The organism is Pelodictyon luteolum (genome assembly GCF_001622165.1).
GTDB lineage: Bacteria > Bacteroidota > Chlorobiia > Chlorobiales > Chlorobiaceae > Chlorobium > Chlorobium luteolum_B.
On the sequence record NZ_LVWG01000032.1, the window covers coordinates 38,821 to 59,898 of the forward strand.

Genomic DNA, 21,078 nt, shown 5'->3' on the forward strand with positions numbered 1-21,078 from the left:
ATGCAGGGGTTCTCCATTTTCTACCGGGGTGGTGGGTTACTCCCCCACTTTGGCGCGCTTGACGGCCTTGGCCCTCATGTCAGCATCGAGAATCTTCTTGCGGATCCTGATGCTCTGGGGGGTCACCTCGAGGAGCTCATCGTCGTTGATGAACTCAAGGGCCTGCTCAAGGGAAAGAATCCTTGGCGGAGTGAGCCGCAGCGATTCGTCAGTACCCGAAGAACGCATGTTCGTCAGCTTCTTGGTCTTGCAGACGTTCATGGTGATATCAAGACCTCGCGTGGATTCACCGACAACCATGCCTGCGTACACCCGGGTGTTCGGAGAGACGAAGAAGGTACCGCGGTCTTCAAGGCTGCTGAGCGCATAGGCGACGCAGACGCCGGTTTCAGCGACGACCAGGGCACCGGTTTCACGGCCGGGAAGCTTGCCCCTGAACGGCTGGTACTCGTGGAAGACGTGGGCCATGATGCCCTCGCCCTTGGTATCGGTGGTGAACTCAAGGTTGTAGCCGATGAGGCCGCGGGTCGGGATCTCGAACTCGAGTCGTACCATGCCGCCTCGCAGCGTGCCCATATGGGTCATTTCCGCCTTCCTGCGACCCATCTTTTCAATGATGACACCGGTGTACTCATCGGGAATGTCGATGGTGACGTGCTCGATCGGCTCAAGCACCGCACCGGACTCGTCCTTGTGCAGGATCACCTGCGGTCGGGCAATAGCCAGCTCATAGCCTTCGCGGCGCATGGTTTCAATGAGTACGGAAAGGTGGAGTTCGCCCCGTCCTGACACGCGGAAGGTATCGGCGCTCTCGGTCTCTTCGACATTGAGGGCGACGTTGGTCATGACCTCCTTCATCAGGCGCTCGCGGATCTTGCGGCTGGTAACCTCTTTGCCCTCCTGGCCTGCAAACGGCGAATCATTCACCGAGAAGAGCATGGAAAGGGTCGGCTTGCTGATCACGAACGACTCGAGCACTTCCGGGGAATCGGGAGCGGTCAGGGTAAGGCCGACGGATGCATCGGAAATACCGGCAATGGCGACGATGTCGCCCGACGATGCCTCCTTGACCTCCACGCGCTGCATCCTGTCGAACTGGAACAGCTTAGTCACCGTCCCTCTGCCGACGATGCCCTCGGGCTCGACGACGACCAGCTGGCTGCCGGGAGAGACCTTGCCGCGGTAAATGCGGCCGATGGCGATTTTACCGATATAGTCATTGTAATCAAGGCTGGTGACAAGCATCTGGAACCCGCCCTCGTCGTTGTCCGCCGGCGCAGGAATCTCCTTGATGATAATGTCGAGCAAGAGATCCATGTTGCCATCGGGGTCATCCATGCTGTACTTGGCGATGCCGTTTTTGGCGGAGGTGAACAGGTAGGGAAAATCGAGCTGATCCTCATCGGCTCCGAGAGCGATGAAAAGGTCGAGCACCTGGTCGTGGACCTTGACCGGGTCAGACTGCGGGCGGTCAATCTTGTTGATGACGACGATAGGCTTCAGCTTCAGCTCAAGCGCCTTGCGCAGCACGAACTTGGTCTGCGGCATGGGGCCCTCGAAGGCATCGACAAGCAGAAGGACTCCGTCGACCATCTTCAGGATGCGCTCAACCTCGCCGCCGAAATCGGCGTGGCCGGGGGTATCGACGATATTGATCTTATGGTCTTTGTAAATAGCGGAGGCGTTCTTCGAAAAGATGGTGATACCGCGCTCACGCTCCTGGGGGTTCGAATCCATCACACGGACATCGACCTGCTGGTTATCCCTGAAAACGCCGGTTTTCTGGAATATGGAATCGACCAGGGTGGTTTTGCCGTGGTCAACATGGGCGATGATGGCAATATTGCGGATATTCTTTTTCCTGTTCATCTTTTTATCCTTGTAAATAAGTATATTTATGTTCCGTGACGGGCGGAATATACATCTTTTTCTTTGCTTTCCGAACACACTTGAAGGCCGCACGGATTCCCCCTGCAATTTTGGCCGATCCACTTAACGACCGGGCTCTACCGCATAGCGCACGATGAATAATATAATCCTCGACAACACCCCGCTTTTCATCCTGACGCAGGTCGTCTCGATGCTCTATATCGTCACCACCATCCTCTACGGCGCCCACTTTTTCAAAGATTCGCAGTCCGCAAAGAAATACAAACAGCCGGCCCTGGTGCTCACCGTGCTCACGCACCTCGTCTACCTCGGCCTGTTGACCTCGATAGCCGGATACCGGATCGGCTACTCTACATTCAACATCATGACCATGGTGGCCCTCACCCTGACCACCACCTATTTCTTCATAGAATTCACCACAAAAAGCGACAAAACCGGCTTTTTCGTCATCGCCTTCGCAACAGGTGCAGAGTTGATCTCATCCATCATGACTGCCCAGACGTCATCCACAAGCCCCAGTTTCACAGGCATCGGTATGGGAGTCCACCTCATCGCAGCCATTTTCGGATTCAGCGCCATCGCCATCGCAGGGCTCTACAGCTTCCTTTACCTGCTGCTCTTCCGCCAGATCCAGCGAAACCGTTTTGAGCTGCTGTTCCAGCGCCTTCCGAACCTCGAGGTGCTCGAACGCCTCATCATGCACGCGGTCGCATTCGGGTTCATTTTCCTCTCCGTCACACTGTTTGCAGGCATGGTGGAGCAGAACGCTACGGGCGGTGTCGTCAACATTTCAGACCCGAAACTCGTCACGCTCGGCCTCATATGGCTCATCTACGGCACCAGCATATTCATCCGCCCGCTGCTCGGATGGGATATCAAGCATATGGCATACCTCCTCATTTTCCTCTTCGTTTTCATCACGCTGCTCATCACGCTGATGGCCGTATTTTCACCGACCTTCCACAGCATCTCCTTATAAAATGCCCCTATATTTGAAAATATGGGGCTGTTGCGATATATTTAAGACTCAGCAATATGCCGGCACCGGAGGATTACCTACCCTCCTGCAAGCATAACCGGTTCACTTAAACAGCCCTGCTATGAACATCATTTCAGTTGGTGTCAATCATAAAACTGCACCTATTGAAATCCGGGAAAGAATCTCTCTTTCAGAAGTTCAGAACAAGGAGTTCATCACCGGCCTCATTTCCGGAGGGCTGGCACACGAAGCGATGGTGCTCTCGACCTGCAACCGCACTGAGCTCTATGTCGTACCCGCCATGCACGAAGTCACCGGCGAGTATCTCAAGGACTATATCATCTCGTTCCGTGACGCCCGCAAGGATGTCCGCCCCGAACACTTTTTCAGCCGCTTCTACTGCGGTACCGCACGCCATCTTTTTGAAGTCTCCAGCGCAATTGATTCCCTGATCCTCGGAGAGGGACAGATTCTCGGCCAGGTCAAAGAGGCCTACCGGATCGCTGCCGAAGTGCAGGCTGCCGGCATCCTCATCACCCGCCTCTGCCATACGGCATTCAGCGTCGCCAAGAAGGTCAAGACCAGGACCAAGATCATGGAGGGCGCCGTTTCAGTCAGCTACGCCGCCGTCGAACTGGCACAGAAGATCTTCTCGAACCTCTCCATGAAGAAGATCCTCCTTGTCGGCGCAGGTGAAACCGGCGAACTGGCGGCCAAGCATATGTTCGCAAAGAACGCGCGCAACATCGTCATCACCAACCGGACCCAGTCGAAAGCCGAAGCACTTGCAGAAGAACTCGGAACCAACCGGGTCCTTCCGTTTGAAAGCTACAAGGAGCATCTGCACGAGTTCGACATCATCATCACCGCAGTCAGCACCAAAGACTACATCATCACCGAGGCCGAGATGCACGGGGCCATGCAGAAGCGCCGCCTGAAGCCGGTCATCATCCTCGACCTCGGCCTGCCTCGCAACGCCGACCCGGAAATAGGCAAGCTCCAGAACATGTTCCTGAAGGACATCGACGCACTCAAGCACATCATCGACAAGAACCTTGAGCGCCGCAGCCTTGAGCTCCCGAAAGTCCACTCCATCATCGACGAGGAACTTGTCGCATTCGGCCAGTGGATCAACACCCTGAAGGTACGCCCGACCATCGTCGACCTCCAGTCGAAGTTCATTGAAATCAAGGAGAAGGAACTTGAGCGCTACCGCTACAAAGTCTCCGAAGAAGAGCTCCGCAGAATGGAGCACCTGACCGACAGGATCATGAAAAAGATCCTGCACCACCCCATCAAAATGCTCAAGGCGCCCATCAGCACCTCTGACAACATGCCGAGCCGGGTTGATCTGGTCCGCAACGTTTTTGATCTTGAAGAGCCCAACCAGTCCCACTAATTAACAAATCCGTAACCGCCTTGAAAAAACAGCTTATCATCGGCACCAGGTCCAGCCCCCTCGCTCTCTGGCAGGCAGAGTTCACCAAAGCGGAACTCTCCAGGCACTTTCCTGATCTTGAAATCACACTGAAACTGGTCAAGACCACGGGCGACGTGCTTCTCGACTCTCCCCTGTCAAAGATCGGCGACATGGGACTGTTCACGAAAGACATCGAAAAGTTCCTGATTGCCAAGGAGATCGACCTTGCCGTCCACAGCCTCAAGGATGTTCCGACCGCAACCCCTGAAGGGCTGATCATCAGCGCCTTCACCGAACGCGAAGACACCCGCGATGTCATCATATCCAAAACGGGCGCCAAACTGCTCGACCTGCCGAAAAACGCCAAGGTAGCGACCAGCAGCCTTCGTCGCATGTCACAGCTCAAAAGCCTCCGCCCCGACTTCGAGATCTGCGACATCCGCGGCAACCTCAACACCCGTTTCAAGAAGTTCGACGAAGGCGAATTCGATGCAATGATGCTTGCCTATGCCGGCGTCTACCGCCTGAACTTCAGCGACCGCATCTCCGAGATCCTGCCGCATGAAATCATGCTGCCTGCCGTCGGTCAGGGTGCGCTCGGCATAGAGACCCGTGTCGACGACGAACAGACCCGCGAGATCGTCAAGGTCATGAACCACAGCACCACCGAGTACTGCTGCAAAGCAGAGCGCGCGCTGCTCCGCCACCTCCAGGGAGGATGCCAGATCCCGATCGGCGCCTACGCGTCGTTCAAGAACGGCACCCTGCACCTTCTGGCGTTCGTAGGCTCCACCGACGGCACCATCGGCATCCGGGACGAAATCACCAAAACAGGACTCACCTCGCCGAGCCAGGCTGAAGAAGCCGGCATTGAACTGGCCAAGGAGCTCCTGAAGCAGGGCGCCGAAAAGATCCTTTCGGAAATCCGCAAGAGCTGCTGATGCCAAACGTCCTGGTAACCCGCCCGGAACATCAGGCAGCAGCATTCGTCAGAGAACTTGCAAGCCACGGTCTGGATTCGGTTGTCTTCCCGACAATCGAAATCAGGCCTGTCGGCGGCTGGACTGTACCCGACCTCTCGCCCTTCAGCGGCATCTTCTTCACGAGCCCCAACAGCGTCGGAGAGTTTATGCGGCGCATGATGGAGGAACGCCCTTACGAGCTTGAAAACCTCAGGAAGGCAACAGTCTGGGCTGTTGGAAAGACTACGGAAAAAGACCTCGCCGCCTACGGGGTAACGACAGAACCTGTCCCGAAGATTGCTGATGCCGTGAACCTCATGGCAGACATCCAGAGCGAAGACATTGAAGGCAGGACATTCCTCTTTCTTCGCGGGAACCTCTCGCTCGGCGTCATTCCAGACGTCATACAGAAGCGGGGAGGAACCTGCATTGAACTTACCGTGTACGAGAACCATCCGCCTTCTCTGGAAGACTCGGCGAAGATACGCATGATGCTTGAGGGCGGCCAGCTCGACTGCCTCTCCTTCACCAGCCCATCAACTGCCGTCAATTTCTTTGAAGCAATGGGCTCGACGGCACTGCCCGAAGGGAGCCTCGTTGCAGCCATCGGCACCACAACGGCCGGAGCGCTCAAAAAGCTCGGCGTGAGGGTGGACGTCATTCCTGAATACTTCGACGGGCCGAACTTCGCAAAAGCTATCGCAGAAGCACTGAAGCAGCGCTGATTCCCCGATAGAGTAGCCGCGAAAAGGCAGTTACCCCCTTACTATACCCCTTTCAGCAAACCTACCACCGGAACTCCAAACATACGCACCTGCAACAACAGATGCGCATTGAGGGCATAACGCTCAATGCGTGTATCCGGAATCTGTACTATCGGCTAGTCGACATCAGGAAGGTCATCGGCAGCATAGACCCGAATCATGTCCTCCTCAGGAGGGGGAACAGGATCCGGATGCACAAGGCGCAAAGAGAGCGGAGCAGCGGCAGCGGGTTCGGCAAAAAGCGCCAGCTGGCCGCGGTCTTCTTCACGGACCTGCATGGGTTCATCCCCATCGTCGACAGAAGTGCTCTCAGGGAGGACAGCGGAAGGCTCTCTCTGGGCATCTCCGGTGTCAATGGAAGGAGGATTGCTGATGCTGTGCGGAGCCTGGCCTTTCCGCCCCTGCGACCGGCGCTTTGTACCTGCTGCGGCAAGAGAGCTGACCTCCTGCTCAATGGATTCACGCAGCGACTCTTCAAGCTCGATCTTCATTGCGTGGAGCAGCTGCATGGAATCAACACGCTGCTGCGCCATCTCGCGGCGAAGTTCACGGCCGATTTCTTCGACCGCCTTCCGCTCACGGCCCGGCCAGCCGGTGAAAAGCATCACGAAGATGGCAAGGAGAAGGCCAAGAGCCAGGAGAAGCAGAATGAGAATCATGGCGGAAGCGGGTTCAAAGCGTTTCGCTTATGGCTCGGAGAAGTGAAGAACCGATGGGTCCGTTCGCACTCACAAGCCCCTCTCCCGAAATGGTGGCCATGCCCCGGTAATCGAAAGAGCGGCCTCCGGCCTCCTCTACAATGGGAATGACGGCGGCGCAGTCCCATGGGCTCATGATCTTGTCGACGGCCACTTCAGCCCGGCCTGAAGCCACCAGCATGTGGCCGTAGCAGTCGCCCCACCCGCGGACAAGTCCCGCCTCAAGGCGCAGCATGTCGACCGGATGGGCCGAAGGGGGATCAAGCAGATACTCTTTCTCAGTGAACACTATCGTGGCGGACGACGTATCGGCAATCGAGGAGACCGAGACCGGATCATCGTTCATGAACGCACCGCCACCCCGTTCTGCGTGGTAGAGCTCCCGGAGCGCAGGGAAATTGATGACCCCGAGCTGCATTTTTCCGTCCACCTCAAGCCCTATCATGACGCCGTAGAGCGGGACACCGTGGATGAAGGCGCGGGTACCGTCAATCGGGTCGATGATCCAGCGGCGGCCGGTACCGGAAGGCTGCTCATCGAACTCTTCCCCGAACAGTCCGTCATGCGGATGCTGTGCCGCAATCCCCCGCCGGATGAGTTCCTCCGCTCTCCGGTCCGCTTCCGTGACCGGTGAAGAGTCCCGCTTGGTATCAACCTTGAGCGACTTGCGGGAAAAATATTCAAGCGTCAGATCCCCCGCCTCACGGGCAAGGTGCATCGCCAGATGCAGGTCAGAATGCATAGGTTTTCACGGCTGTTTGACAGCAAAAAAAAGAAAAATATAAGATTATTCGCCCCACTGCGGCAACAAAGGCGGTTATTCCCCTTTTTTTTTGAATATTCAATGCAACAGAGCGGAACCGCCATGGAACCGCGAACCCCTCATGCAGCGACTCTGCAAACCCGGAACACCAGATGGCTCCCCAGTCCACCATGTTCAGCATCAACGGTTGTGCAGATCTCACGGCACCTGCCATAGAGCATCTCAATCATTATCCCACAACACCATGAAACGCTTGATTGCCGAACGCGAAAAAGCCCGCCTCGGAGGCGGTGAAAAGCGCATTGAAGCACAGCACGCCAAAGGGAAATTCACGGCCCGCGAGCGCATAGCAATGCTCCTGGACGAAGGAAGCTTCGAAGAGTACGATATGTTCGTCACCCACCGCACCACCGATTTCGGCCTTGACAAACAGCACTACCTCTCCGACGGCGTCGTCACGGGGTACGGCACCATCGACGGCCGACCGGTCTATGTCTTCTCACAGGACTTCACGGTCTTCGGCGGCTCCCTCTCGGAAACCTATGCCGAAAAGATCTGCAAGATCATGGATCAGGCCCTGAAAGTCGGCGTGCCGGTCATCGGCATCAACGACAGCGGCGGAGCCAGAATACAGGAGGGTGTGCGCAGCCTTGCCGGCTACGCAAGCATCTTCCAGCGCAACATCATGGCATCCGGCGTGATTCCGCAGATTTCAGCCATTTTCGGCCCCTGCGCCGGCGGTGCGGTATACTCCCCCGCACTTACCGACTTCGTCCTTATGGCCGAAAAAACCAGCTACATGTTCGTCACCGGCCCGAAGGTGGTCAAAACCGTGACGGGTGAAACAATCACCGAAGAGGACCTTGGCGGAGCTTCAGTCCATGCCACCAAATCCGGCGTCACCCATTTCGTGGCGGCCGATGAAGAGGAAGGCATCCTGCTCATCAAAAAACTGTTGAGCTACCTGCCACAGAACAACCTCGAAGAACCCCCGCTGGCAATCTGCGACGACCCTGCCGACCGCCTCGAGGAGAGCCTGAACACCATCATTCCCGAGAAACCGTCCCAGCCATACGATGTAAAGGACGTCATCCAGGCCATCGCCGATAACGGGGAGTTCCTCGAAGTGCAGCGCCAGTACGCCCGCAATATCGTCATCGGGTTCGTCACCTTCAACGGCATTTCGACCGGCATCGTGGCCAACCAGCCCAAGTACCTCGCCGGATGCCTCGACATCGACGCGTCAAGGAAAGCCGCCCGCTTCATCCGCTTCTGCGATGCCTTCAACATACCCATCGTCTCCCTCGTCGATGTTCCAGGGTTCCTGCCCGGCAGCGCCCAGGAGTTCGACGGCATCATCAGTAACGGCGCTAAACTCATTTTTGCATACGGTGAGGCCACCGTACCAAAAATCACCGTCATCCTCCGCAAAGCGTATGGCGGAGCATACTGTGTAATGAGCTCCAAGCACCTGCGCGGAGACGTGAACTATGCCTGGCCGAATGCCGAAATCGCCGTCATGGGGCCGGCAGGCGCCATTGAAGTGCTCTACAACCGTGAACTGAAAGCCATTGAAGACCCTGAAGAGCGGGCCCGGTTCGTCGCCGAAAAGGAATCCGAGTACAGGGAGAAATTTGCCAACCCCTATGAAGCAGCAAAGTACGGGTATATCGACGACGTCATCGAGCCCCGCAACACGCGGTTCCGCATCATCAGGGCCCTGCAGGTACTCTCAACAAAAAAAGACGGGAACCCCCCGAAAAAACACTCAACGCTCCCGCTCTGACAACGGAAAACAGCAAAACCCATGTTCCCAGCAGTTTCATTCAACCTTTCGGCAATACAGGCTGATCACCTCATGCTCGCAGCCACGGGCTACGGGGTGGTGTTCATGTCGCTGATCATTCTCTATCTCGTCTTCAGCGTACTTCCACACCTGCTTGAGGCCCGGTTCGGAAAAAAAGCCAACGACACGGAGCCGGCATCGGCCAGAGCTCAGGTGGCCAGACAGAGCGGAGAAGTCAATGCATCCATCGCCATGGCTCTGCACATGTACTTCACCGAGCTCCATGATCAGGAAACCGCCATCCTCACCATCAAAAAGGCGGCAAAAAACTATTCCCCCTGGAATTCCAAGATTTACAATGTCATCAATTTCAAAGGCACAGTGAGATGAGGCGATACACCTTCAAGATAAACGGAAACAATTACAGCGTTGAGATCAAGTCGATTGAAGAGAACACCGCTGAAATCGAGGTCAACGGAACAGCGTACCAGGTAGAGCTGGGTCGTGAAATGAAAGCCCCGCAGCCGCCGAAGCTCGTCCGCTCCGCGCCGAGCGCACCGCCAAAGGCACCCACACCGCTGAACACGTCCGGACTGAGCCAGATAAAGGCTCCCCTGCCGGGAACCATCCTGCAGATCATGATTGCACCCGGAACAGCGGTAAAACGCGAACAGCCGCTGCTGGTGCTCGAAGCCATGAAAATGGAGAACAATATCCTTGCCGAAAAGGACGGAACGGTCAAGACCGTAAAGGTCCGGGAAGGCGATACCGTCATGCAGGGCGACGTCCTTGTTGAAATAGATTAACCACCACCATGCAGGGAATACTCCGTTTTCTTGAATACTCCGGGTTTATGAACGTCACGCCCGGACACGTGCTGATGATCCTCATCGGCATCCTTTTCATCTATCTAGCCGTTCGGCACGAATACGAGCCGCTGCTTCTGGTGCCGATCGGGTTCGGTATCCTCATCGGCAACACGCCCTTCCTTGAGAACGCCGGACTGCAGCTCGGCATCTACGAACAGGGCAGCGTCATGAACTACCTTTATCAGGGTGTGCTCAAAGGCATCTTCCCTCCGCTCATCTTCCTCGGCATCGGGGCCATGACCGACTTCTCCACACTGCTCTCGAACCCGAAGCTCATCCTGCTCGGCGCGGCTGCCCAGCTCGGCATCTTCCTCACCTATCTCGGTGCCATTGCCCTCGGGTTCACGAACCCGGAATCGGCTTCGATCGGCATCATCGGCGGTGCTGACGGTCCGACGGCCATCTTCATCTCCTCGCGACTGGCTCCGCACCTCATCGGATCCATCGCCATCGCCGCCTACTCCTACATGGCCCTCGTGCCGGTCATCCAGCCGCCCATCATGAGGCTCCTGACCACTCCGGAAGAGCGCAAAATCAAGATGAAACCGCCCCGCTCCGTCTCTAAAACCGAAAAGGTTGTATTCCCGATTGCCGGTCTGCTCCTTACAGGATTCATCGCACCCGGCGCACTGCCGCTCCTCGGCATGCTCTTCTTCGGCAACCTCCTGAAAGAGTCGATGGTCACCAAACGCCTTGCCGACACGGCCCGCAACGCCATGATCGACATCGTCACCATCATCCTCGGCCTCACCGTCGGGGCATCGACCCAGGCAACAACGTTCCTTACCCCCCAGTCAGTACTCATCTTTGTGCTCGGAGCGCTGTCGTTCATGATATCGACCGCCGGCGGCGTGCTCTTTGCCAAACTGATGAATATGTTCCTCAAGGGCGACAACAAGATCAATCCCCTCATCGGCGCAGCCGGAGTGTCGGCTGTTCCCGACAGTGCCCGTGTAGCGCAGATTGAAGGGCTGAAGGCCGATCCCACAAACCACCTCCTCATGCATGCCATGGCACCCAATGTGGCCGGAGTCATCGGTTCAGCAGTAGCAGCGGGCATCATGATCAGCTATCTTATGTAAGCCGCCAGAGGCCCGGATTTTCAATGGGGACACTTCGCAGTGTCCACGGATTTTTTTATTTTAAGGTTTTTTGAGCCGCACTGCATTGTCAACCATAATCCGTCATCATTCATGAGCCAGCTCGACCTCCTCAATATTCCCCAACGCCCCAGAAGGCTCCGCAGGACTGCGGCCATCAGGAACCTTGTACAGGAACGCACCCTCACCGTCAACGATCTCGTCTACCCGCTCTTCGTCATGCCCGGCACGAACGGCATCGAAGAGGTTGCATCCATGCCCGGCAGCTTCCGCTACACCATCGACAATGCGGTCCGTGAGTGCCAGGAGCTCTGGGATCTCGGCATCCAGTGCATCGACCTGTTCGGAATCCCCGAAAAGAAGACCGAGGACGGCAGCGAATCATACAATGACAAGGGCATCATCCAGGAAGCCATCCGCGCCATCAAGGCCAAGGTGCCGGATCTCTGCATCATGACAGACGTCGCCCTTGACCCGTTCACCCCCTTCGGCCACGACGGCCTCGTCAAAGACGGCATCATCCTCAATGATGAAACCGTCGAGGTGCTCTGCAAGATGTCCATTTCGCATGCCAACGCAGGCGCAGACTTCGTCTCTCCCAGCGACATGATGGACGGCCGCATCGGCGCCATCCGCGAATCGCTTGACGATGCAGGCTTCTCCGACGTCGGCATCCTCTCCTATGCCGCCAAATATGCATCCAGCTTCTACGGCCCGTTCCGCGATGCGCTGCACAGCGCGCCGCAGTTTGGCGACAAGAGCACCTACCAGATGAACGCCGGCAATACCGATGAGGCGATGAAAGAGATCGAACTTGACATCATGGAAGGCGCTGATATCGTCATGGTCAAGCCCGGTCTGGCCTACCTTGACATCGTCTACCGCACGAAAGAACGCTTCGATGTACCCGTGGCAATCTATCACGTGTCGGGTGAATACGCCATGGTCAAAGCCGCTGCTGCCAAAGGCTGGATCGACGAAGAGCGCGTGATGATGGAATCGCTCCTCTGCATGAAGCGTGCAGGCGGCGACATGATCTTCACCTACTACGCAAAAGAGGCCGCCAAAAGACTCCGCTGAGCCTCTTTCACCCGAGTAACCGTCAGGACCACAAGGAAAGGCCCGGCAGGATGTCACAGAAGGCACCGGCCGGGCCTTTTTCCAAGATAACACGAAGCCCATGATACGATACTTTACCGCAGGAGAATCCCACGGCCCGGCGCTATCGGCCATTATTGAAGGCATTCCGGCCGGCGTAGCCGTCACGAAGGACGATATTGACCGCGAGCTCCGGCGCCGCCAGCAGGGCTACGGCCGAGGTGGACGCATGAAAATCGAGCAGGACAGTGCCGAGGTACTCTCCGGCATCCGCTTCGGAAAAACCATCGGGTCCCCGATTGCCCTCGTCATCCGGAACCGCGACTGGGAAAACTGGACCGACAGGATGGCACAGTTCACCTCGAATGAAGAGACGACGGAAAAAATCACCATTCCACGCCCCGGACACGCAGACCTTGCCGGACGCCTGAAATACGGTTTCAACGACATCCGCCCCGTCATCGACCGCTCTTCGGCGCGAGAAACCGCTGCACGGGTTGCTGCGGGCTCACTTGCCCGCACCTTTCTGCGTCAGCTCGGCATCGAAATCGGCAGCAGGGTCGCCTCCATTGGCTCCGCGGAGGATGCCGGCTCTGAAGAACCCTTACGTTCACTGCTTGAACATGGTGCTGAAGCCCTATCGGAAGCTGCGGACCGTTCGGAAGTCCGCATGATCGGGGAAGCAGCTGGAATAGAGGCGATGGCCTCAATCGATAGAGCGAAGGAGCAGGGCGATACTCTAGGCGGTGTCATTGAAATCTTCATTACCGGCGTTCCGGTCGGACTCGGCAGCTATGTCCAGCACGACCGCCGGCTCGACAGCCAGCTTGCTGCCGCCGTCATGGCCGTTCAGGCAATAAAAGGAGTGGAGATCGGCCCTGCATTCGACAATGCGCGCAAACCCGGCTCGGAAGTGCACGATGCGTTCACCCTTATGAAGGGAGAAGGCGTGAGGAGACCGACCAACCGGTCGGGAGGCCTGGAAGGAAGCATGTCAAGCGGAGAGGTCATTCATATCCGGGCCGCCATGAAGCCCATCTCGTCACTGCAGTCGCCGCTGCAGTCGTTCGACCTCGAAACACTCGAGCCGGTACTCTCTCGCTTCGAGCGTAGCGACACCTGCGCCGTTCCCGCCGCAGGCGTGGTGGCAGAAGCCGTTGTGGCACCAGTCATCGCCAATGCCCTGCTCGAAAAACTCGGCGGCGATAACATGGACGAAATCAGGGAACGGCTCGAGCGCTACCGCGAAGCGGTACGGTCGGCTTTTACCGGCTGATTGCCATCAGTCTCGTTATAGCGACCGACAAGACGCTGGTTCATGTCCAGTGAAGGTTCCGGCACCTCTGTACGGCCCACGATCTGGGCCGGCACGCCGGCCACCGTATAATGCGGAGGGACGTCATCCAGCACCACGCTCCCCGCACCGACCTTTGCCCCCTCGCCAATCACCACGTTGCCGAGGATCTTCGCGCCGGCTCCGATCAGTACCGATTTATGCACCTTCGGATGGCGGTCACCCGTCTCTTTACCGGTGCCACCGAGCGTGACCTCATGCAGCAGCGACACGTTGTCGTCAACAACAGCGGTTTCGCCGATGACGAGGCTTGTGGCATGGTCAAGCAGTATCCCCTTCCCGATCACCGCTGCAGGATGGATATCAACGGCAAAGACCTCAGAAATGCGGTTCTGTATGAAATAGGACATGGTCTTACGCCCGTTCTTCCACAGCCAGTGAGAAAAACGGTATGCCTGAAGCGCCTGATACCCTTTCAGGAACAGCATGGTTTCGAAATAGTAGACAGCCGCAGGGTCACGGTCCTGGGTTGCAACAAGATCGCACACCGCATAATCCACCCGGTCAGGGCAATCCCTGTAGAAATCCTCGAACAGTCCCTGCAGGACCGGAGGAGGGAAATGTTTAGAGCCGAGTTTCACGGCGAGCAGCATCGCCAGCGAGGAGGCAAAATCGCTGAACTGGAGGATGTGCTGTTCGAGGAACATGCGGATGTCAGGATCGTGCCTACATTCAGCGGAGGCTTCTGCAACGATGATTTTCCAGATTTTGTCAGCATCTGACTGCATGGCGGAAAACGGCCTTGGCCGTGGAAAAATTACTGAAACTGTCGGCACAATGTGTGCCATGAGGAATAGTCAACAGCCTACCCCCCCTAAAAGGTCCGCCGGAACGCACCGGGAACCCGGCCGCAGGCGTCACCTAATGTATGAAAATTATCCGTTCATCGTCCCGCCCGGATGCATTCATCCACTACGAGTGAATGGCCAACACTTTTGAAACAGGGATTTTTTGTGTACACTTTTGCTTGCTGACCTGAGCCAAACCCCATCGCTGACACCACTATGCAGATATCACGGAAAATAGAGATCGACTACGGACACACCCTGCCGAACCACTTTTCGTTCTGCAACCAGCTGCACGGCCATCGCGGTGTCGTTGTCGCCACCGTTGAAGGCCCCGTCGTCGTTCGGAGCGGCGACTCTGAAGAGGGCATGGTGATGGACTTCCGGTTCCTGAAGGAGATCATGGTGGAGCACATCCACAACCGGCTCGACCACGGGTTTGCCGTCTGGCGTGAAGATCATGAAGATCTTGAGTTCATCCTGAAACGCAACACCCGGGTGCTTGTCACCGACGACCCCCCTACTGCTGAATACCTCGCCAAATGGGCTTTCAACGAGATCCGCACCCATCTGCCTGAAGGCATAAGCCTCCACAACGTGCGCTGGTATGAGACGCCGAACAACTGGGCTGATTATGATGGGTAGATAATTAAGTGATTGTTTAATTAAGCCATATAGGCCGAGCCCCGCCTATGATGTACATTCATCCCTGATTGAGTCACTGGTCTGAGGGTTCGAGGTGAGTCGTCACATGGGTGTGAGGCAACATCTTCTGCAGATGAGCCTCTATAGATTCGCAACAGTCATGGCCCTGCTGAACGCTCCAATTTCCAGGTACCATGACGTCCAGTGTTATGAAAACAATGCTTCCACCCATACGCGTTTTCAGGTTATGGCAGCTCACCCCGTCCATGGAGATATTTTTCAATGCCGTGTGGATATCAGCGAGTTGATCGGAAGGCAATGAGGCATCCATCATGCCCTCCGCAGTCCGTTGCAGCAGGTGCCAGCCGGTTCGGAGGATATTGATTGCGACCGCCAGAGCGATGACAGGATCGAGCCAGGTCCATCCGCTCCACCATGCCAAAGCAACGCCGGCAATCACTCCGACCGATGTCCAGACATCGGTCATGAGGTGGTGGGCGTCGGCTTCCAGCGTGATTGAATGTTCCCGCCGACCCACATTCAGCAGGGTACGTGCCGTAAAGTAGTTGACCACACTTGCGCCAGCCGATACCATAAGTGCGAAACCTACAATCTCCAGGTCCCGAGGGTGAAGCAGGCGATCGACAGCACTGAACCCGATAGACAATGCGGCGATAAAGATCAGCAGTCCTTCGAAGCCGCTTGAAAAATATTCCGCCTTTCCGTGCCCGAACGGGTGCGAATCATCTGCCGGTCGTTCAGCCAGTGTGATCATGGCCAATGCCATCATGGCGCCTACAAGATTCACGAATGATTCGAGGGCATCGGACAGCAATCCCACCGACCCGGTCAACCGCCAAGCCAGCATTTTCATTACAATGGTCACAATCGCTGCGATTATCGACAGCAGGACGAAAGGTTTCAGGGATTTTTTTGATCGAGCAATGGCATGCATACTATTGAATTAAAAATTTATGCATGGCGATTTCTGCCTGTAGAGTGGGTCTATATCGCCATTATGCTTTTAAGGGACCTCATATTTTACAATAGAAAAGTACGCAGACAATCGATCCAGACCTTTCGCCCTCGAAGGTTCAGTCTTCATCGCTCCCGCTTTTATGGCATCGCATACAGTTCTGATAGTTTCTGATTCCTTCCTCACGATGCTCGGAGGCAATGTTTGATGGAGTGTGCTCATGGCATCCATAACAGGTGTACTTCTTAAAATCGGAAGAATCTTTATGGCAGGTACTACAGCTTGCCCTATGGTCGCGGTCGAGACGGAAATATCGGTCATGATCGAAGCTTGCGGGCCTCCATGCCCTGGTGCCATGGCAGGTGCTGCAGTTGGCGCCGGTGCTTGAGTGGAGGCGGTCTTTGGGCACCTCTCCTTTATGGCAGTCGATGCAGCGTTGTGCTGATGCCAGCATCTTGTGATCGAAGCTTGCGGGTTTCCAGCCGCTGGTGCCATGACAGGTGCTGCAGTTGACGCCGGCGCTTGAGTGGAGGCGGTCTTTGGGCACCTCTCCTTTATGGCAGTCGATGCAGCGTTGTGCTGATGCCAGCATCTTGTGATCGAAGCTTGCGGGCTTCCATGCCCTGGTGCCATGGCAGGTGCTGCAGTTGTCGCCGGCGCTTGAGTGGAGGTGGTCTTTGAGCACCTCTCCTTTATGGCAGTCGATGCAGCGTTGTGCTGATGCCAGTGTCTTGTGATCGAAGCTTGCGGGTTTCCAGCCGCTGGTTGAATGGCATTCTCCACAGCTCCGGGTTGCGTAGTCGTGGAGTTTATCCTTTGGCTTTTGAACATCATGGCAAGAGTTGCAGTTGGCTCTGAGGTCAAAACTGATGCCTTCGTGCCTGAATGCGCGGATGGCTCTTGTCGAGTCACGACCCTTGTGATCGGTATGGCATCCGATACAGCTGTTTGTTGACAGCCCCCTGTGGAACGATATGTTGCTGTCCTTCCGGAGAAGAGCCATTCCTTTGACGTTTTTGATGCCTATCTCATCAGGCTTATGGCAGTTCGTGCATTGCATAGTGAGTGCCCCCCTGAAAGGCCGGTGACAGGAGAGGCAATTTTTCTCAATTTGAGCATGCCCCTGCATCAAAGGTCCAGGATTGATCAGGTAATCCGGAAATGCAAGGACGAGGCCGACGACTATGGCAAAGAAGCCGATAACAATGATAACCAGTTTCATTTTTTCACATCCAGCTTGCCCGGTTTGAGAAAAACAGGATTGAAACTACATGCACGAGAGTCAGAATTATCAGGAATGCGACCAGGGGCATATGCACCATTCGCCACTGGTTAAGGGCCTTCACGGTCAATGCATTCCAGAACAGTTGGCGGTCGAGGGCATCGTCTGGAGGGGTCACGATGCCGAGTTGCTGCTTTTTCAGCTTTGCCTCGTTCCTGAATCTTCGTACGAGATGCTGTCCGACATGACCACTGGCTGTCACGATCATCATAAGTACCGTCGCTGCCCAGGGCAGCAGTGCGTTGAAATGAATTCCGGAATGGACCAGAATCAAAAGTGTTGCGATCCAGCCGGCATGGCAATGCAGCTGAAGAAACCGCTTCAGCGGTCCTTTCGGTATGATCTGATTTTTTCTTGCCGAATAAAGAAAAGATAGCAGGAAAAAGATGGCCCCGGCAACACCGAGGTACCGGCCGGCCAATTCTATCCTCAACTCGTGCAACAGATAGTCGAGAACCATCGATGCGACGATAAGCAGCAGATATGAAGCCGTCAGGGGTAAGGCTTTCCGGATCAGGATGGATTGCCACATAGGCGGATCAGGTTACTGTTTTTAGGCTTCCGAGTAAAAAGATATCCCGGATTCCTTAAATGAGCCTTAAGCTCAGCTTAAAAGTGCCTTAAAACAACCCCGTCAGCTGGTGCCACAGCGCCAAACGGGCAGACCTGCTTGAACGGAGTCCTTTTGCCCGGTCGAACCAGAACAAAGGTCAATCAATTGAAAAGTGTCGGGTGTTCCGACAATAGAGGAGGGCGGACTCAAACCGTGAACCGGGAAAACGCTGCTGAACATTACCGGGAGCTGGTTCTCCCTGATACGGATATCGATGCCGATGCCATAGTTTTCAGCACTAAACGCATTGGAAGCTTCAATCAGTTCAATCCACTCATTGATCCAGATGTCTTCGTGAAGGCTTGATGGTATTGGAAAAAAGATGCATCAACAGGATATCAAGCAGTGACGAACCGGCATCAACCAAGCCGGAAGAGGGGACGGCCAGAATAAAAGAGGGTATAACCAGAGGAAATAAAAAAACCAGCCCCAATCCTGTTCCGCCACACACACAAACGGAACCTGACCGGGGCCGGCATAGCCGGTATCCAGAGATAAAAGGGGGCTTACCTCCGGTCTGGCGCTACAATCAACCTGCCGGAAAGCGGGAATGCTTCTCCATCAGAATGCGCTGTACAGCATCACCGTCGTCAGGTTGTCGCCAGTCGCATCAAGATCGGCGTCATACGAGTAGAAGCTATGGTTGATCTGCACGGTCACATTCTTCGCAACCATGTAGTTCATACCGAGCGTCACGGCATCCTGCCCATCAAGAGTCGCCGCACCGCTGCTTGCTGAACGGTATGCAGCACCGAGGGTCAGTTTATAGGGAATGACACCCAGCTCCGCGGCCAGAGTCAGCGCATTCTTCGCGTCGACCCCCGTGTTGTAGATACTGTTAGCGGAGTTGTCTGCCGATCCATAAGTCAGATAGACGCCAAGCGGCAGTTCACCCACATTACCCTGAGCCTGCGCGTCGACTGCCCATGCATTGGCGCTTTGGCTCACATCAATATCAGGGGTGGCGGTTTCTGTATATCTGGCGTCACCGTTCCACACCTGGAAACCGGCAGCAAGATCCCAACCGCCGAGGGTCGGCGTGAGCGCACCACGGAGATAACTGAACATCTGTCCGGTTGAGACTTCAGGAGCAGCATTCGATGCGCGCATGACGTACGGAGTGTAGTTCAGGTAACCGTACTTATGGTATGCAACCAGCGCGGCACCGGTGGATGCGGTAGCCGTTCCGATATACTGCTGAGCTGAGGTTTCGTTCCGGTGCTCAAAGGAGCGGCTGAAACGGAGCGCGCCGGTATTGAGGAGCTCAAATCCGTAGGCCGGGCCCTGAGAATCCGTGGTGAAGGGAATGACGCTCGCAATGACATCCTTTCCTGCATCGAACACGAAAGGCATCTTGAAGCCTGCGAACACACCATCCTCTGCCACATTTTTCAGATTGAGTTCGGCCTGAAAACCAATATTCTCAGCCACCCTGCCCCCGATGGCCAGAAATCCTTCGTCGGGAATCTGGAACTCACCATCGTTGAGCATACCTGCAGTACCAGTCGTCTGGGTGCCGTTCTTCTTCTGGTAACGCAGCTTGGTCACCAGTCCGGCGTTGAGGCTAGAGGGAATGGACAGATCCTTGTCCTCGATGGTCTGCTGGGCCCCCTTCATGACATAACCCCTCGCCTTGAAATCACGACCGAATGCGTTGAGCATGGGATAGCGCTGGAAATGGCATGCGGTGCAGGACATGCCGGTCTGGCGTGCAAAAACCGGCGTGGCCTCAGCATCCTGAGGGAGTGCAAGCAGCAGGGCGGAAACCGCCCCGCCAGCAAGCACCCCAAGTGCATTTTTAAACTTCATACGGTACTCCTTGTTGTGGTTGGTTGGTTGGAAAAAACGGGACGAATCCCGTCAATGCAGCATCAGAGGCTTTTGGCCACCATGAAGGCAACGGCATCGGCAATCTGGGCGTCTGTCAGCGACAGCTGGCCTCCACGGGCAGGCATTCCTTTGAACCCCTTGATGGAATTCGCCACCACGGGAGCAAAACCACCCGCAACCCTGGCACTCCATGCCACCTTGTCGCCGGGTTTTGGTGCGCCCATGATGCCGGTGTTGTGGCAGACCGCACAGGTGGAATTATAAATCGAACCACCTCTGACGAGGTCATGCTGCGTCCTTAAGGCAGCAGGATCGGGAGGGGCTGCCTGAAGGGACTGCTGGCACAGAAAGAGGGAACAGGCGACTACAGCTGAATAGAGGCTTCTTCTCATGGGGGTGATCTCCGGATGGGTTAACAAATGCCTTGCGTACATAGGGTTACGAAAGGTGAAGGGCGTGCAGGTCAACGGGACCGGGCAAACAACTTCACATCAAAAAAAACATCGACCGTACTAGGATGTTCATTGAACGGCGGATGGCGAAGAGAAGGCTCATTATTAACGATTGTTAATAATGAGGGCAAAAAAAAGAGGGGAATCAATCCCATCGAACCACCTGCAACATAGCAAATATAACAATTGTTTACTTATATCAAAAAAACCCAACCTCCGGCTGTCATGCCCCTGGCAGTTGCAGGCAATAGTCACGTATCGATGGGAGTCATGGATATCTTGCCACCATCACCTAGCACTGTCCGGATGAGTAAACAACAGGAAAATGATCCGGAGCGTCCCGCTATGGGACATATCCCTTGCTCCATCCGTGCATCCAGAACAATCACCCCGAAAGTCACCCTTGATGGCACAGGACTTGCAGATAAGACTTACAAATAAGACTTGCAACTAATTATGATGTTCCAGACAATCAACCAAAACAACAAAGGAGCTGCCATGCAGAACGAATCGCTACTCGGCAAATTGTTCGACTTTTCATTCAAGGAATTCATCACCCTGCATATCGTCAAATACCTTTACATTCTGGGGATTGTCTTTGCGGCCATCACTGCCTTCAGTACAATTGGCGCAGGTATTGTAACGATGCAGTACAGCTTCTGGAGCGGTCTTGGCGGGATCCTGATGGCGCCGGTCGTTTTTTTTCTTCTCCTCTTTCTCGTCCGACTACTTCTTGAAGCGATAGTAGCAACGTTCCGCATCGCCGAAAACACAACAACCCTTGTCGAGCGGAACGCGAAGCTTTAAGACTG

General features: G+C 55.6%; 22 protein-coding genes. 13 read left to right on the forward strand and 9 right to left on the reverse strand.

Annotated elements, in window-relative coordinates; translation table 11 throughout:
* Positions 1-36 precede the first annotated feature (36 nt).
* Positions 37-1,869: a translational GTPase TypA gene (typA, locus tag A3K90_RS06460; protein WP_011358155.1), complete on the reverse strand. Its 1,833-nt coding sequence runs from the start codon at positions 1,867-1,869 to the stop codon at positions 37-39.
* Positions 1,870-2,023: 154 nt separating this feature from the next.
* Here typA and A3K90_RS06465 point away from each other — a divergent pair, with 154 nt between their 5' ends.
* The 4 genes from A3K90_RS06465 (at position 2,024) to A3K90_RS06480 (ending at position 5,976) form a co-directional block, all read left to right on the forward strand.
* On the forward strand, positions 2,024-2,869 hold the full coding sequence (locus tag A3K90_RS06465; RefSeq protein WP_303681747.1) for an inner membrane protein YpjD: 846 nt from the start codon (positions 2,024-2,026) through the stop codon (positions 2,867-2,869).
* Between the two features lie 121 nt (positions 2,870-2,990).
* Entirely contained in the window at positions 2,991-4,268 is a 1,278-nt protein-coding gene (hemA, locus tag A3K90_RS06470; RefSeq protein ID WP_303681748.1) for a glutamyl-tRNA reductase, read from the forward strand.
* A 20-nt stretch (positions 4,269-4,288) separates the two neighbouring features.
* A complete protein-coding gene (gene hemC / locus A3K90_RS06475) occupies positions 4,289-5,230 on the forward strand; it encodes a hydroxymethylbilane synthase (protein ID WP_011358158.1) in 942 nt (313 codons plus the stop codon).
* Positions 5,230-5,976: a uroporphyrinogen-III synthase gene (locus A3K90_RS06480; RefSeq protein WP_303681749.1), complete on the forward strand. Its 747-nt coding sequence runs from the start codon at positions 5,230-5,232 to the stop codon at positions 5,974-5,976. The genes hemC and A3K90_RS06480 overlap by 1 nt, the downstream gene beginning before the upstream one ends.
* Before the next feature lie 155 nt (positions 5,977-6,131).
* On the opposite strand, the gene A3K90_RS06485 is transcribed toward A3K90_RS06480, so the two are convergent.
* Both A3K90_RS06485 and hisN read right to left on the reverse strand, forming a co-directional pair.
* Positions 6,132-6,674: a hypothetical protein gene (locus A3K90_RS06485; protein ID WP_011358160.1), complete on the reverse strand. Its 543-nt coding sequence runs from the start codon at positions 6,672-6,674 to the stop codon at positions 6,132-6,134.
* Between the two features lie 13 nt (positions 6,675-6,687).
* Entirely contained in the window at positions 6,688-7,455 is a 768-nt protein-coding gene (gene hisN / locus A3K90_RS06490) for a histidinol-phosphatase (protein WP_011358161.1), read from the reverse strand.
* 265 nt (positions 7,456-7,720) lie between these two features.
* Here hisN and A3K90_RS06495 point away from each other — a divergent pair, with 265 nt between their 5' ends.
* The 6 genes from A3K90_RS06495 to aroC all read left to right on the forward strand — a co-directional run bounded on the left by A3K90_RS06495 (position 7,721) and on the right by aroC (position 13,605).
* Positions 7,721-9,262 carry an acyl-CoA carboxylase subunit beta gene (locus tag A3K90_RS06495; protein WP_011358162.1) on the forward strand — a complete coding sequence of 514 codons (1,542 nt, stop codon included), beginning with the start codon at positions 7,721-7,723 and terminating at the stop codon, positions 9,260-9,262.
* 21 nt (positions 9,263-9,283) lie between these two features.
* Positions 9,284-9,652 (forward strand): OadG family protein, encoded by a 369-nt coding sequence (locus tag A3K90_RS06500; RefSeq protein WP_011358163.1) that lies wholly within the window; start codon positions 9,284-9,286, stop codon positions 9,650-9,652.
* Positions 9,649-10,068, forward strand: coding sequence for an acetyl-CoA carboxylase biotin carboxyl carrier protein subunit (locus A3K90_RS06505; RefSeq protein ID WP_011358164.1), 420 nt, complete (start codon positions 9,649-9,651; stop codon positions 10,066-10,068). The genes A3K90_RS06500 and A3K90_RS06505 overlap by 4 nt, the downstream gene beginning before the upstream one ends.
* Positions 10,069-10,076: 8 nt before the next feature.
* Positions 10,077-11,213 (forward strand): sodium ion-translocating decarboxylase subunit beta, encoded by a 1,137-nt coding sequence (locus A3K90_RS06510; RefSeq protein ID WP_303681750.1) that lies wholly within the window; start codon positions 10,077-10,079, stop codon positions 11,211-11,213.
* A 111-nt stretch (positions 11,214-11,324) separates the two neighbouring features.
* Complete coding sequence (gene hemB / locus A3K90_RS06515; protein WP_303681751.1) at positions 11,325-12,311, forward strand: porphobilinogen synthase; 987 nt, start codon at positions 11,325-11,327, stop codon at positions 12,309-12,311.
* Positions 12,312-12,411: 100 nt separating this feature from the next.
* On the forward strand, positions 12,412-13,605 hold the full coding sequence (gene aroC, locus A3K90_RS06520; RefSeq protein WP_303681752.1) for a chorismate synthase: 1,194 nt from the start codon (positions 12,412-12,414) through the stop codon (positions 13,603-13,605).
* On the opposite strand, the gene cysE is transcribed toward aroC, so the two are convergent.
* Positions 13,569-14,411: a serine O-acetyltransferase gene (gene cysE / locus A3K90_RS06525; protein ID WP_149998196.1), complete on the reverse strand. Its 843-nt coding sequence runs from the start codon at positions 14,409-14,411 to the stop codon at positions 13,569-13,571. The genes aroC and cysE overlap by 37 nt on opposite strands.
* A 276-nt stretch (positions 14,412-14,687) precedes the next feature.
* Between cysE and A3K90_RS06530 the strand changes: the two genes are divergently transcribed.
* A complete protein-coding gene (locus A3K90_RS06530) occupies positions 14,688-15,113 on the forward strand; it encodes a 6-carboxytetrahydropterin synthase (protein WP_303681753.1) in 426 nt (141 codons plus the stop codon).
* A 73-nt stretch (positions 15,114-15,186) separates the two neighbouring features.
* Here the strand turns inward: A3K90_RS06530 and A3K90_RS06535 are convergent, their stop codons facing one another.
* The 3 genes from A3K90_RS06535 to A3K90_RS06545 all read right to left on the reverse strand — a co-directional run bounded on the left by A3K90_RS06535 (position 15,187) and on the right by A3K90_RS06545 (position 17,903).
* Positions 15,187-16,068, reverse strand: a complete 882-nt coding sequence (locus A3K90_RS06535) for a cation diffusion facilitator family transporter (RefSeq protein WP_303681754.1) — start codon at positions 16,066-16,068, stop codon at positions 15,187-15,189.
* 139 nt (positions 16,069-16,207) lie between these two features.
* On the reverse strand, positions 16,208-17,311 hold the full coding sequence (locus tag A3K90_RS06540) for a cytochrome c3 family protein (RefSeq protein WP_303681755.1): 1,104 nt from the start codon (positions 17,309-17,311) through the stop codon (positions 16,208-16,210).
* Between the two features lie 4 nt (positions 17,312-17,315).
* Positions 17,316-17,903, reverse strand: coding sequence for a hypothetical protein (locus A3K90_RS06545; protein ID WP_303681756.1), 588 nt, complete (start codon positions 17,901-17,903; stop codon positions 17,316-17,318).
* 234 nt (positions 17,904-18,137) lie between these two features.
* Here A3K90_RS06545 and A3K90_RS06550 point away from each other — a divergent pair, with 234 nt between their 5' ends.
* Positions 18,138-18,290, forward strand: a complete 153-nt coding sequence (locus A3K90_RS06550; RefSeq protein WP_303681757.1) for a hypothetical protein — start codon at positions 18,138-18,140, stop codon at positions 18,288-18,290.
* A gap of 255 nt (positions 18,291-18,545) precedes the next feature.
* On the opposite strand, the gene A3K90_RS06555 is transcribed toward A3K90_RS06550, so the two are convergent.
* Together A3K90_RS06555 and A3K90_RS06560 are read right to left on the reverse strand one after the other, a co-directional pair.
* On the reverse strand, positions 18,546-19,793 hold the full coding sequence (locus A3K90_RS06555; RefSeq protein ID WP_303681758.1) for a hypothetical protein: 1,248 nt from the start codon (positions 19,791-19,793) through the stop codon (positions 18,546-18,548).
* Between the two features lie 62 nt (positions 19,794-19,855).
* A complete protein-coding gene (locus tag A3K90_RS06560; protein WP_303681759.1) occupies positions 19,856-20,206 on the reverse strand; it encodes a cytochrome c5 family protein in 351 nt (116 codons plus the stop codon).
* A gap of 516 nt (positions 20,207-20,722) precedes the next feature.
* Between A3K90_RS06560 and A3K90_RS06565 the strand changes: the two genes are divergently transcribed.
* Positions 20,723-21,073: a DUF4282 domain-containing protein gene (locus A3K90_RS06565; protein ID WP_303681760.1), complete on the forward strand. Its 351-nt coding sequence runs from the start codon at positions 20,723-20,725 to the stop codon at positions 21,071-21,073.
* Positions 21,074-21,078: the final 5 nt, after the last annotated feature.